We start from the raw sequence: 13,497 nt of genomic DNA, 5'->3' as shown, positions 1-13,497 counted from the left end.
CCAGGACGAGAAGGGGAGCCTCATGAGCACCAGCGCGGTTCGGAACGACAGCACCGCCGCACCCGTCGGCAACCGTTGGCTCATCCTCGTCGCGGGGGTGCTCGTGCAGCTCGCCATCGGCGCCGTCTACGCCTGGAGCGTCTTTGCCAAGGCCATCCAGAGCCCGGACGCCTTCGGCTGGTCCAAGGCGCAGGCCTCCGTCCCGTTCGAGGTCGCCATCGGGATGATCTTCGTCGGCAGCTACATCGGCGGCCGGATCCAGGACCGCCGCGGCCCCCGCACGGTCGCCCTCACCGGCGGCATCATCTACAGCCTTGGCGTCATCCTCGCCTCGTTCGCCGGCAAGGACCAGTTCTGGCTGCTCATCCTTGGCTACGGCATCCTCGGCGGGTTCGGACTCGGCATGGCCTACATCGTCCCGATCGCCATGCTGCAGAAGTGGTTTCCCGACAAGCCCGGTCTCATCACCGGCATCGCGGTGGCCGGCTTCGGCTTCGGTGCCGTCATCACCGCGCCCTTGGGACAGCGACTCATCGCCGGTGACCCGTCACTGCCCACCAAGGCGTTCCTCCCCCTCGGCATCGGCTACCTCGTCGCGGTCGTCCTCGGAGCAAGCCTGTTCCGCAACCCACCCGAGGGCTACCTGCCGCCGGGTATGGCTGCACCGGCCGCGGCTCCCGGGGCCCGGGAGCGGACGAAGGACCCGGTGCCCGAGGCGGACTTCACGGCGGACGAGGCCCTGCACACCAAGCAGTGGTATCTCCTGACCGCGATCCTCACCCTCAGCGTGACGGCGGGCATCTCGCTCATCTCGGTCGCCGCGGGCAGCGCGAGCGACGTCGCCGGCTACTCCGCCGCTGCCGCTGCCAGCCTCGTCGGCGTGCTCGGCCTCTTCAACGGTGGCGGTCGCATCCTCTGGGGCTGGCTCTCGGACCGCATCGGCAAGATGCCGGCCTTCATGGGGATCCTCGGCATCCAGGGCGTGTGCCTGCTGCTCATCCCGCACGTCGCGTCGCCGGCGCTCTTCGCCGTCCTCGCCGCGCTCGTCTACCTCTGCTACGGCGGCGCGTTCGGCACGATGCCGTCGACGGCGGGGCGCTTCTTCGGCGTGCGCAACGCGGGTGCGATCTACGGCCTGATGCTCATCGGCTGGAGCATCGGTGGCATCGTCGGTCCGCTGCTCATCTCCTCACTCATCGGTGAGCAGAAGGCCTACACGCTCGGCTTCACCGTCGTCGGCGCCATCGCGCTCGTCGGCATGGCGCTGCCGCTGCTGACGAAGAGGCCCGCACCCCGGACCGCGAGCTCGGCCGCCGGGGCACCGGACAGCACCACGTCCCGCCGCTGACCGCGGTGGTCACTCACGCACGTCGGCCGGCTCGTGCGACAGGGGCAACCCTGCCGCCAGCCATGCCTCGACCCCGCCGACGACGTCGGTGGACCTGACGAGCCCGACCTCCTGCAAGGACGCGGCTGCGAACGAGCTGCTGTAGCCCTGGCGGCAGATCACGATGATCCGGAGGTCATCGTGTGCCTCGGGGATCCGGGCCGGGCTCGTGGGGTCGAGACGCCACTCGAGCACCGTGCGGTCGATGACGAGCGCGCCCGGCAGCTCGCCCTGTCGAGTGCGCTGCGACGGGGTGCGCGTGTCGACGAGCAGGGCACCCGCCCGGGTCTCGTCCCACGCCTGCTCCGGCGAGAGTCGCTCGAGACCCGAGCGCGCCCGGGCGAGGAGGTCGTCGACCCGACTCATCGGACCTGCATCACGTGCTCGCCGCGCGGCACGAGCTCACCGATGACGGTCCCGCCGGGCACCTCGCCGGCGACGAGCAGGCCTCCGCTCGTCTGCGCGTCGGCAAGCAGCAGCAGCTCGTCGTGGTCGACCGAGGCCGCGAGGTGCGGGCTCACCCAGTCGAGGTTGCGCTGGCTCCCACCGGGCACGAAGCCCGCCGCCAGCGACGCCCGCGCCCCGTCGAGGTAGGGCACCGCGGACGCGTCGACGACGGCGGTCACCCCGGACGCGCGGGCCAGCTTGTAGAGGTGGCCGAGCAGCCCGAAACCCGTGACGTCGGTGGCCGCCCGGATGCCGCGCTCGAGGGCGTGCCTGCTCGCGACGTCGTTGAGAGCGACCATCGACGCGACGGCCTCGGGGAAGACCTCACCCGTCGCCTTGTGCCGGTTGTTGAGGACGCCCACACCGAGCGGTTTGGTCAGGCTGAGCGGCAGACCCGCGACGGCGGCGTCGTTGCGCAGCAAGCGATCCGGGTCAGCGACACCCGTCACGGCCATGCCGTACTTCGGCTCGGGGTCGTCGATGCTGTGGCCGCCGGCCACGGGACAGCCGGCGAGGCGCGCGACGTCGAGTCCCCCGCGCAGGACCTCCGCGGCCAGCTCGGGCGGCAGGACGTCCCGTGGCCAGCCGAGGAGGTTCACGGCGAGCACGGGTCGGCCGCCCATCGCGTAGATGTCGGACAGGGCGTTCGCCGCGGCGATGCGACCCCAGTCGTAGGCGTCGTCGACGACCGGGGTGAAGAAGTCGGCCGTCGCGAGCACCGCCAGGCCGTCGGCCACCAGCACGGCGGCCGCGTCGTCGCCGTCGTCGAGGCCGACGAGCAGGTCGGCCCCGGCGATCCCGGTGAGGCCGCGCACCATGTCCTCGAGCTCGCCGGGCGGGATCTTGCACGCACAGCCGCCGCCGTGCGCGTACTGGGTCAGTCGCACCGTGTCCACGCCTGCAGTCTTACCCCACTCCCGGCACATGCCGTCCGGCCGCCCCGGAGCCCAGTGACCGATCGACGCCACTCGGCCCACTGGTCCCCGGCGGGCGGGCGATGGGTACGGTGGGCCGTGGAGGTGTCTGGGCACCTGGTGGTCCCCCCGGTCTTCAACACCGGTGAGACCGAGCATCTCGGTCTGGCGGGTTCGATTCCCGTCCACCTCCGCCAAGTGTGCGTGAGAGAGGACGTCGGTGTGGCGCAGTCAGATCCGCGGCGGACGGTACCGCGCACCGACGTCCTGATGGCCCACCCCGACCTCGTCGCCGCCGTGGCGCGACACGGCGCGGCGACGGTCAAGACGGCGGTCCGCTCGGCGCAGTCGCGGGCCCGCAGCGGCGAGATCGCCCCGGGCGACGTGGTCGCCGCGGCGCGAGAGGCCCTCCCGACCAGGAGCACGACCCTCCGGCCGCTCCTCAACGCCACCGGTGTCGTCGTGCACACCAACATCGGACGGGCGCCGCTGTCCGACGCCGCCGTGGACGCGGTCGTGGCGGCCGCGGCCTACGTCGACGTCGAGTACGACATCGCCACCGGGGCGCGGGCCCGCCGCGGGCGCGGGACCCTCGAGGCGCTCCGGTCGGCCGTGCCGGCTGCGGGCGACGCGCTCGTCGTCAACAACGGCGCGGCAGCGCTCGTCCTGGCCACGACCGCCCTGGCTGCGGGCCGGGACGTGCTGGTCAGCCGCGGCGAGATGGTCGAGATCGGGGACGGCTTCCGGCTGCCCGACCTCATCGCCTCGACCGGCGCGCGCCTGCGCGAGGTCGGTACGACGAACCGCACCCGGCTCTCGGACTACGCCGCCGCCCTCGGTCCGGGCACCGGGTGCATCCTCAAGGTGCACCCGAGCAACTTCCGCGTCGACGGCTTCACGAGCGCCGCGTCCGTCCGCGAGCTCGCGACGCTGGGCGCCCCCGTCGTGGTCGACATCGGCAGCGGGCTGCTGCGGCCCGACCCGATGCTCCCCGACGAGCCCGACGCGAGCACGGCGCTCGCTGACGGCGCGACCGTCGTCACGGCGAGCGGCGACAAGCTGCTCGGCGGCCCGCAGGCGGGTCTCGTCCTCGGCGAGGCCGCCACGGTCGAGCGGCTGCGACGCCATCCGTTGGCTCGTGCACTGCGGGTCGACAAGCTGACCCTGGCCGCCCTCGAGGCGACCCTGCGAGGGCCGGCGCCGCCGGTCGCCGACTACCTCCACGTGGACCTCGACCGCTTGCGCTCGCGCACCGAGCGACTCGCCGCGGCAGTGGGGGGCGAGGTCGTCCCGGTCGAGGGGCGCGTCGGTGGCGGCGGGGCCCCCGGCCTGCCCCTGCCCGGCTGGGCCGTCGCACTGCCGGAGGACTGCGCCGAGCGACTGAGGCGCGGCGAGACCGCAGTCGTGGCCCGCGTCGAGCGCGGCCGCTGCCTCGTCGACCTGCGTTGCGTGCCGCCGGAGCGGGACGCCGACGTCGAGCGAGCCGTCCTCGCAGCCCGCGACGTCGACCACCCGAGCGGCGCCTGACCGTGCACGTCATCGCGACGGCCGGACACGTCGACCACGGCAAGTCCACGCTCGTGCGCGCGCTCACCGGGATCGAGCCCGACCGGTGGGCCGAGGAGCGTCGGCGCGGCATGACGATCGACCTCGGGTACGCGTGGACGACCCTCGCCTCGGGCGCCGACGTCGCCTTCGTCGACGTGCCGGGCCACCAGCGCTTCATCGGCAACATGCTCGCCGGCCTGGGGCCGGCGCCCGCCGTCGTCCTCGTCGTGGCTGCCGACGAGGGGTGGCGTCCCCAGTCGGCCGAGCACCTCGCGGCCGTCGATGCGCTCGGCATCTCACGCGGGCTGGTCGTCGTGACCCGCAGCGACCTCGCCGACCCGGGCCCGGCCGTCGCGGAGGCGCTCGCGCAGGTCGGACGCACCAGCCTCGCCGGTAGCGCGGCGCTCGCGGTGTCGGCCCGCACCGGCCAGGGGCTCGACGCCCTCCGCGGCGCCCTGGACGACCTCGTCGCGTCTCTGCCGGCCCCCGACCGGGACGCCCGCATGCGCCTGTGGGTCGACCGGTCGTTCTCGGTCCGCGGCAGCGGCACCGTCGTGACGGGCACCCTGGGCGCCGGGACGATCCGGGTCGGCGACGAGCTCGTCGTCCACCGCACCGACGGCACATCACAGTCCGTCGGCGTCCGCGGGCTGCAGAGCCTCGGCCGCGCCCGTGACGCGGTGTCGGCCGTGGCACGGGTGGCGGTCAACCTACGCGGCGTCGGCGTCGGCGACGTGGCGCGCGGGGACGTGCTGCTGACGCCCCGCTCATGGCACGTCACGACGACCCTCGACGCCCGTGTCGTCCGTGCCGTCGATCCCGTTGCCGTGAGTGCCGATGCGGGTGTGCCCGAGCCGGACCCGCTCCCGTCGCACGTCATGCTCCACGTCGGCACGCTCGCCGTGGAGGCGAGGGTGCGCCCCCTCGGTGCGGGCGCAGTGCGTCTCGCCCTCCCGGCCGCGCTGCCCGTGGTCGCGGGCGATCGCATCCTGCTGCGCGATCCCGGCTCACGCCGGGTCGTGGGTGCTGTCGTCGTGGACGCAGACCCGCCCGTGCTCGACCGACGTGGCTCGGCCGCCCGGCGGGCCGAGGTGGTCCGCAGCCTCGACGGTGCGCCCGACCTCGCCCGTGAGGTCGCGCGCCGCGGATGGATGCGCGGGTCCGAGGCCGAGGCGCTCGGGATCGTCGTGCCGCCCGGTGACCGACCCGGCGCGACCGTCGCCAGACGGGGCGTCTGGCTCGTCGACGACGAGGCGTGGCAGGCGGCGTCGGTCCGCCTGCGCACGGCCGTCCAGGCGCGGGCCGACACTGCGCCGATCGACCCCGTGCTCGCCCTCGAGGCGGCCCGAGCCGTAGCGGGCGTGCCGGACCGTGCGCTCGTGAGCGACCTCGCCGCCACCGCCGGGATCGAGGTCCGTGACGGTCGGGTCGGGCTGCCCGGACGATCGGCCGTCCTGTCCAGCGGGGCCGAGGCCGGGCTGAGCAGGATCGAGGCGCGCTTGCGGCAGAAGCCGTTCGCAGCGCCGGAGCAGCACGAGCTCGACGCCGCCGGGCTCGGGGCACGCGAGCTTGCCGCCGCCGAGGGCATCGGACGCATCCTGCGGCTGCCCGGTGACGTCGTCCTGCTCCCGAATGCGCCGGCCCTCGCCATGCGCGAGCTCGCGGCGCTGCCCCAGCCCTTCACGACGAGCGAGGCCCGTCAGGCCCTGGACAGCACGCGTCGCATCGTCATCCCGCTGCTCGAGCACCTCGACCGTCGAGGCTGGACGCGTCGCCTCGACGGCTCGCGCCGCGAGGTGAGGCGCTGAGGCCACACGGCGTATGTGCTCGTGTGCCGTGTGGTGCGAAGGGACCGACGGGCCTGTCCCAGTCCTCCACGCAGGTGCCGCGCCGGACCGCCCGCGTAGCCGCGGCCTTGTGGTGTCGGCAGGGGATGGCAGGCTGACCCCGATGGCGAAGGGCAAGCGGGCCGACGTGCTCGACCGATTCTCTCCGGCGACCGCAGAGTGGTTCAGGAGCAGCTTCAGCGCGCCCACGACCGCCCAGGCGGGCGCGTGGGACGCGATCAGCTCGGGCCACCACACCGTCGTCGTCGCCCCGACGGGCTCCGGCAAGACCCTGTCGGCCTTCCTCTGGGCCATCGACCGGATGGCGAGCCAGCCGGTCCCCGAGGAGCGGCTCGAGCGGTGCCGTGTCCTCTACGTCTCGCCGATGAAGGCGCTCGCGGTCGACGTCGAGCGCAACCTCCGCGCGCCCCTCGTCGGCATCGGCCACGCCGCGACGCGGCTCGAGCTCGCGCCGCCCGACATCACCGTCAGCGTCCGCTCGGGCGACACCCCGGCCAACGAGCGCCGGGCCTTCGCCCGCACGCCCAGCGACATCCTCATCACGACGCCCGAGTCGCTCTTCCTCATGCTCACCTCGTCGGTGCGCGAGGCGCTCAAGGGCATCGAGACGGTCATCATCGACGAGGTCCACGCCGTTGCGGGCACCAAGCGGGGGGCCCACCTCGCCCTCAGCCTCGAGCGCCTCGACGCGCTCCTGCCCACCCCCGCCCAGCGGGTGGGCCTGTCGGCGACGGTGCGTCCCGTCGAGGAGGTCGCGCGCTACCTCGCGGGCGGTCGCCCGGTCGAGATCGTCCAGCCGGAGTCGACGAAGCAGTGGGACCTCGAGGTCGTCGTGCCGGTCCCCGACATGGGCGAGCTGGGCGGCGCGCCGGCCGAGATCTCGCCCGGCGTGCCCGACCTCTCGGGTCCGGCCGCGGGCCAGGCGCCACAGGCGAGCATCTGGCCGCACGTCGAGGAGCGCATCGTCGACCTCATCGCCGAGCACCGCTCCACGATCGTCTTCTCCAACTCGCGCCGCCTCGCCGAGCGGCTCACCTCGCGCCTCAACGAGATCTGGGAGGAGCGGCTCGCCGAGCAGGAGGACCTCCCGGTCCCCAGCTTCGCTGCCCTCTCGACGCGGCCGCCCGCTCAGGTCATGGCCCAGGCGGGGGTCTCTCGCGGGGCGCCGGCGGTGCTCGCCCGTGCTCACCACGGGTCGGTGAGCAAGGAGCACCGGGCCACCATCGAGGAGGACCTCAAGGCCGGGCGCCTCCCGGCCGTCGTCGCGACGAGCAGCCTCGAGCTCGGCATCGACATGGGGGCCGTCGACCTCGTCATCCAGGTCGAGAGCCCGCCGTCGGTGGCGAGCGGGCTCCAGCGCGTGGGTCGGGCGGGCCACCAGGTGGGTGCCGTCAGCCAGGGCGTCATGTTCCCGAAGTTCCGCGGCGACCTCGTGCAGACCGCCGTCGTCGTCGAGCGCATGCGCGCCGGCGCCATCGAGTCCCTGCGCGTCCCCGCCAACCCCGTCGACGTGCTGGCCCAGCAGGTCGTCGCGATGTGCGCCATGGACGACTGGACCGTCGCCGACGTCGAGGCGCTCGTGCACCGCACCGCGAGCTTCGCCTCCCTCCCGCGCTCGGTCCTCGAGGCCACGCTCGACATGCTCGCCGGCCGCTACCCGTCCGACGAGTTCGCCGAGCTGCGCCCGCGCATCGTCTGGGACCGCGTCACCGACACGCTCTCCGGCCGCCGGGGCGCCCAGCGCCTCGCCGTCACGAGCGGCGGCACCATCCCAGACCGGGGGTTGTATGCCGTGTTCCTCGCGTCCGGTGAGGGGCCCGGTCGCCGGGTCGGCGAGCTCGACGAGGAGATGGTCTACGAGTCGCGGGTCGGCGACGTCTTCACCCTCGGCACGTCGACGTGGCGCATCGAGGACATCACCCACGACCGCGTCCTCGTCACGCCCGCGCCGGGACAGGCGGGCAAGCTGCCCTTCTGGAAGGGCGACCAGCAGGGCCGGCCGGCCGAGCTGGGGCGCGCCCTCGGCGGGTTCGTCCGCGAGATCGTGGGCCTGACGCCCGAGCGGGCCCGCGCGCGGGTCACCGCCGCCGGGCTCGACGAGTGGGCCGCCGACAACCTCATCGGCTACCTCACGGAGCAGAAGGAGGCGACGCGGCACGTCCCCGACGACCGCACCATCGTCGTCGAGCGCTTCCGTGACGAGATCGGCGACTGGCGTGTCGCGGTGCTCTCGCCCTTCGGCGGCCAGGTCCACGCACCGTGGGCGCTCTGCGTCGCCGCACGCATGCGCGAGCGCTTCGGCATCGACGTCCAGGCCATGCACGGCGACGACGGCATCGTCTTCCGCCTGCCCGACCTGGAGTTCGAGGACGGCGCTGCCGTCGGTCAGCAGCTCGTCGAGCTCGTCACCCTCGAGCCCGAGGAGGTGAGCGAGCTCGTGACGCAGGAGATCGGCGGATCGGCCCTGTTCGCAGCGCGGTTCAGGGAGTGCGCGGCGCGGGCGCTCCTGCTGCCCCGCCGCCGACCCGACAAGCGCCAGCCGCTCTGGCAGCAGCGGCAGCGTGCCGCCCAGCTGCTCGAGGTGGCGAGCCAGTACCCCACCTTCCCCATCGTCCTCGAGGCCGTGCGCGAGTGCGTCCAAGACGTCTTCGACGTGCCGGGTCTCGTCGAGCTCATGGGCGACATCCGCTCGCGCGCGGTCAAGGTCGTCGACGTCGAGTCGAGCCAGCCCAGCCCGTTCGCCAAGTCGCTCGTCTTCGGCTACGTCGCGCAGTACCTCTACGAGGGCGACTCGCCGCTGGCCGAGCGCCGGGCCGCCGCCCTCGCGCTCGACCCGTCGCTGCTCTCCGAGCTGCTCGGTCAGGGTGAGGCGCTCGCGCTGCGTGACCTGCTCGACCCCGAGGCCGTCGCACGCACCGAGGCCGAGCTCCAGCGGCTGACGCCCGAGCGGGGTGCCCGTGACGGCGAGGACGTCGCTGACCTGCTCCGGGTGCTCGGCCCGTTGTCGGTGCGCGACATCGTCGCCCGTGCGGCCGAGGGCTTCGAGCCGTCGACCGTCGAGGCGGCCCTCGCCGAGCTCGAGGCGGCCCGTCGCGTCATCGCCGTGCGCGTCGGCGGCGACGAGCGCTGGGCCGCCATCGAGGACGCCGCGCGGCTGCGCGACGCCCTCGGCACCGCGTTGCCGGTCGGCGTTCCGCAGGCCTTCCTCGACCCGGTGCCCGACCCGCTCGCCGACCTCGTCGCGCGCTTCGCCCGCACCCACGGGCCCTTCGCGGTCCAGACCGTCGCCGCGTGGTGGGGCGTGGGTCCCGCGGTCGTCCACGACGCGCTGCGCCGTCTCGTCTCGGCCGGTCGGGTCGTCGAGGGCGAGCTGCTCCCCACCGAGAACGGCGGCGGCCACGGCCCCGAGTTCTGCGACGCCGAGGTGCTGCGGCTGCTCCGGCGCCGCTCGCTCGCCGCGCTGCGCCACGAGGTCGAGCCGGTCGCCCAGCCCGACCTCGCCCGCTTCCTCCCGCAGTGGCAGGGCGTCGGTGGCGGCCTGCGCGGCCGAGAGGGCCTGCTCCGTGCCGTCGAGCAGCTGACCGGTGCGGTCGTCCCGGCGAGCGCCGTCGAGTCGCTCGTGCTCCCTGCGCGCGTCGCTGACTACCGCCCGGCGCTGCTCGACGAGGTGATGAGCTCGGGCGAGGTCGTCTGGCGTGGCCACGGCTCGCTGCCCGGTGACGACGGCTGGGTCAGCCTCCACCTCGCCGATGCCGCGCACCTGACGCTGACCCCACCCGAGGTCGTCGACCTCACCGACGACGAGCAGGCCGTCCTCGAGGCGCTCGAGGGCGGTGGCGCGTACTTCTTCCGGGCCCTTTCGACGCGGGTCGGACTCGGCGACACCGAGCTGAACGACGCGCTGTGGTCGCTGCTGTGGTCGGGGCGCATCACCAACGACACCATCGCGCCGCTGCGTGCCCTCCTCGCCGGTGGCCGCACCGCCCACAAGCGCACGACCTCCGGACCCCGGTCGAGCAGGTATGCCGGCCGGCGCGGCTCACTCGGCCGCTTCGGCTCCCTGCGCGGTCCCCTCACCGGCACGAGCCCGTCCCAGGTCGAGGCCGCCGAGGAGGCTGCGACGGGCAAGGCGCTGGCCGCAGGTCGCGCGGTCGGGTCCGGGCCGTCGACCGGCGTCGGTCGCTGGACGTCGCTGCCGCCCGCCGAGTCCGACCCGACGGTGCGGGCCGTCACCAACGCCGAGCTGCTGCTCGACCGCTACGGCGTGCTGACCCGCGGGTCGGTCGTCACGGAGGACGTCCCGGGCGGCTTCGCGGCGGTCTACCGCGTGCTCGCCGCGGCCGAGGAGGCCGGCAAGGTGCGGCGCGGCTACTTCGTCGAGGGCCTCGGCGCCTCGCAGTTCGCCTCGACAGGCGCCGTCGACCGGCTCCGGTCCATGTCGCGGCTTCCCGGTGCAGGGGCCGACGACCCGGGAGCCGGCGGGCGTCGGGTCGATGTCGCGGACGGCGACGAGTGGCTGTCCCCCTCGCCCTCCGCTGCGCCCGGCCGAGGCGGCTCGCGCGGGCGTGAGCGCACCGGTCCGCCGGCGCTGGTGCTCGCGGCCAGCGACCCCGCCAACCCCTACGGCGCCGCCATCGGCTGGCCCGAGCGCGGGCTGACCGACGCCGCCGACGAGCCGGCGGGCGACGCGAGCCCCACCTCCGACGACGGGACCGCCGCGAGGGCGTCTCGCCGCAAGGGCCACCAGCCCGGCCGCAAGGCGGGAGCGCTCGTCGTTCTCGTCGACGGCGAGCTCGTCCTCTACGTCGAGCGCGGCGGCAAGACGATGCTCTGCTGGTCCGACGACCCCGAGCACCTCCAGGCTGCGGCCGACGCGCTCGCGCTCGCCGTCCGCGAGGGAGCCCTCGGACGCCTCACCGTCGAGAAGGCCGACGGCGCCTCGGTGCTCGGCTCCGACCACCCGCTCGTGCAGGCCCTGTCCCAGGCCGGTTTCCACATGACCCCGCGGGGCCTGCGCCTGCGCCGCTGACGCGTCGTAGCGTCGGTTGCTGACCGCGAAATGTCGGGATCCTGCTGGTAAGACAGGGAATCCGCCATGAGCGTGTCTCATGGATCTCACAGCAACTTCCCTGATTCGCCGGTTTCGGGACTGACGCGGTGCGACGGTGGACGGAAGGGGGCACGGCGCCCCAGGCGGTCACCGAGCGCAGGCGGGGTCCACTCCGTCCGCGGGTTGTCGCCGAGGTGGACGGTGAGAACGATGCAGGACGCACGTGACAGACGGCAGCTGAGCCGGCGCAGCTTCATCAGGGCCGCGGGCGTCGCGGGTGCGGGATTCGTCCTCTACGCCTACGCACCCGATGGCACGAGACGGGCTGTTGCCGCCGTGTCAGGCGGCAGGCTGGATCCCGCGACCGTGCCGAAGTTCGTGACACCGCTGCTCATACCGCCGGTGATGCCGCGCGCAGGCACCATCAAGCGCAGGGGTGGTAAACCGGCCGACTACTACGAGATCTCCGTGACGCAGTTCTCCCAGCAAGTCCTTCCCGCCGGCCTGCCCGCGACGACGGTGTGGGGCTACGGCGCCGTGACCTCTGCCAGCAAGAAGGGGCTGTTGCTGCATCACGCCCCGTCGCTGACCATCGAGGCGCGCTGGGACCGTCCGGTGCGGGTCAAGTGGGTCAACGGTCTCGTGGACACCGCTGGGAACTACCTGCCCCACCTGCTGCCGGTCGACCCGACGTTGCACTGGGCCAACCCGCCCGGTGGCGTTGTCGGACGCGACACCCGCCCGGACTTCCAGCAGACGCCGGGGCGCTACACCGGCCCCGTGCCCATGGTGACCCACCTCCACGGAGCGGTCGGGGTCGGTGACGAGAGCGACGGCTACCCGGAAGCGTGGTTCCTGCCGGATGCTGACAACCTACCGACCGGGCACGCGACCGAGGGCACCTGGTACGCCTTCTTCAGGGACAAGGCAGCCCGAAAGTTCGGCACTGGGTGGGGCCCGGGCTACGCCGTCTTCGAGTACCCGAACGACCAACGCGCGTCCACCCTCTGGTACCACGACCACACCCTGGGCATGACGCGCCTCAACGTGTACGCGGGACCTGCCGGGTTCTTCCTCATCAGGGGTGGACCGCACGGCGACCACGCTGTCGTCGACGCCCGCTCCGGCACGACTGCCGTGCTGCCCGGTCCGGCTCCGGCGGAGGGGGACCGGTTCCCGTCGAACAAGACGTACCACGAGATCCCCCTCGCGATCCAGGACCGGGCGTTCGAGGAGGACGGCTCCTTGTTCTATCCCGACAGCCGCGAGTTCTTCGACGGCGCCACGGCGGCGGACCCGGGCTTCGTCCCGGACACGGACCTCTCGCCCATCTGGAACCCCGAGTTCTTCGGCAACACGATCATGGTCAACGGGAACACGTGGCCCTTCCAGGTCGTCGAGCAGCGCCGCTACCGGTTCCGCGTCCTCAACGGGTGCCAGTCGCGCTTCCTCATCCTCGACTTCGCCCACATCCCCGGCGTGGAGGTCTGGGCCATCGGCAACGAGGGCGGCTTCCTGACGGCGCCGGTGAACCTCACTGCCGACCACGACAACCGGCTCCTGATGGGCCTCGCCGAGCGCGCTGACCTCGTCGTCGACTTCACGCACGTGCCCGTCGGTCACCACCTGCTGGCCAACGTCGGCCCCGACGAGCCCTTCGGCGGTGGGGTGCCGGACGACGACTTCGACGCGGCCGATCCCGACACGACCGGTCAGGTCCTGCAGTTCCGGGTCGTGCCGGCCACCGGACCCGACCCCACGACGCCACCTCGGCTCCTGCGCCTGCCGGCCCTCGCGCCGCTGCCGGCCGAGACACGCACCCGACGACTCGGCCTGCTCGAGATGATGTCGAGCGCCTGGGACGGACCCGCCGAGGCGATGCTGGGCACCGTGGACCGCGGGGGACACCCGGAGCACCTCATGTGGGCGGACCCGGTCACCGAGAGTCCTCGCGTCGGAGACACCGAGATCTGGGAGTTCCACAACTTCACGGCTGACGCCCACCCCATGCACGTCCACGAGACGACGTTCGAGGTGATCGACCGGCAGGCCTTGGTGACCAACGAGGCCGGCGAGACCGAACCACCGTCCCGGCCGGCAGGCGATCCCCGCCCACCCGAGGCGTGGGAGAGCGGCGTCAAGGACACCGTCATCGCCTACCCGGGCGAGGTGACGCGCATCCGGGCCAGGTTCAGCAACCCGGGCCAGTTCGTCTGGCACTGCCACATCGTCGAGCACGAGGACAACGAGATGATGCGGCCCTACCGGATCGGACCCAGGCAGCACCGCCAACCGCGCGGCTGA

The 13,497-nt window shown here is 73.5% G+C and carries 7 protein-coding genes and 1 tRNA gene; 6 read left to right on the top strand and 2 right to left on the bottom strand.

The window, feature by feature from the left end; translation table 11 throughout:
• Positions 1-22: 22 nt before the first annotated feature.
• Positions 23-1,348, top strand: coding sequence for an L-lactate MFS transporter (locus tag AB4Y83_RS17665; protein WP_442276746.1), 1,326 nt, complete (start codon positions 23-25; stop codon positions 1,346-1,348).
• A 9-nt stretch (positions 1,349-1,357) separates the two neighbouring features.
• Here AB4Y83_RS17665 and AB4Y83_RS17660 read toward each other — a convergent pair whose 3' ends face one another.
• Both AB4Y83_RS17660 and selD read right to left on the bottom strand, forming a co-directional pair.
• Entirely contained in the window at positions 1,358-1,753 is a 396-nt protein-coding gene (locus AB4Y83_RS17660; RefSeq protein WP_442276745.1) for a rhodanese-like domain-containing protein, read from the bottom strand.
• Positions 1,750-2,760, bottom strand: coding sequence for a selenide, water dikinase SelD (selD, locus tag AB4Y83_RS17655; protein WP_442276764.1), 1,011 nt, complete (start codon positions 2,758-2,760; stop codon positions 1,750-1,752). Before selD ends, AB4Y83_RS17660 begins: the two co-directional genes overlap by 4 nt.
• Positions 2,761-2,849: 89 nt before the next feature.
• On the opposite strand from selD, the gene AB4Y83_RS17650 reads away from it, so the two are divergent.
• The 5 genes from AB4Y83_RS17650 to AB4Y83_RS17630 all read left to right on the top strand — a co-directional run bounded on the left by AB4Y83_RS17650 (position 2,850) and on the right by AB4Y83_RS17630 (position 13,497).
• Positions 2,850-2,945 (top strand) — tRNA-Sec (locus tag AB4Y83_RS17650).
• A 25-nt stretch (positions 2,946-2,970) separates the two neighbouring features.
• Positions 2,971-4,275, top strand: a complete 1,305-nt coding sequence (gene selA, locus AB4Y83_RS17645) for an L-seryl-tRNA(Sec) selenium transferase (RefSeq protein ID WP_442276744.1) — start codon at positions 2,971-2,973, stop codon at positions 4,273-4,275.
• A 2-nt stretch (positions 4,276-4,277) separates the two neighbouring features.
• On the top strand, positions 4,278-6,104 hold the full coding sequence (selB, locus tag AB4Y83_RS17640; protein WP_442276743.1) for a selenocysteine-specific translation elongation factor: 1,827 nt from the start codon (positions 4,278-4,280) through the stop codon (positions 6,102-6,104).
• A gap of 142 nt (positions 6,105-6,246) precedes the next feature.
• Positions 6,247-11,172 carry an ATP-dependent helicase gene (locus AB4Y83_RS17635; protein ID WP_442297663.1) on the top strand — a complete coding sequence of 1,642 codons (4,926 nt, stop codon included), beginning with the start codon at positions 6,247-6,249 and terminating at the stop codon, positions 11,170-11,172.
• 231 nt (positions 11,173-11,403) lie between these two features.
• Positions 11,404-13,497 carry a multicopper oxidase family protein gene (locus tag AB4Y83_RS17630; protein WP_442297662.1) on the top strand — a complete coding sequence of 698 codons (2,094 nt, stop codon included), beginning with the start codon at positions 11,404-11,406 and terminating at the stop codon, positions 13,495-13,497.

This window comes from Terrabacter sp. RAF57 (genome assembly GCF_052113925.1).
GTDB lineage: Bacteria > Actinomycetota > Actinomycetes > Actinomycetales > Dermatophilaceae > Terrabacter.
This window is presented reverse-complemented; position numbering and strand designations above follow the sequence as displayed.

Coding starts and splice junctions, on each gene's coding strand:
- AB4Y83_RS17665 (WP_442276746.1), top strand. CDS start 23: ATGAGCACCAGCGCGGTTCGGAACGACAGCACCGCCGCACCCGTCGGC.
- AB4Y83_RS17660 (WP_442276745.1), bottom strand. CDS start 1,753: ATGAGTCGGGTCGACGACCTCCTCGCCCGGGCGCGCTCGGGTCTCGAG.
- selD (WP_442276764.1), bottom strand. CDS start 2,760: ATGTGCCGGGAGTGGGGTAAGACTGCAGGCGTGGACACGGTGCGACTG.
- AB4Y83_RS17635 (WP_442297663.1), top strand. CDS start 6,247: ATGGCGAAGGGCAAGCGGGCCGACGTGCTCGACCGATTCTCTCCGGCG.
- AB4Y83_RS17630 (WP_442297662.1), top strand. CDS start 11,404: ATGCAGGACGCACGTGACAGACGGCAGCTGAGCCGGCGCAGCTTCATC.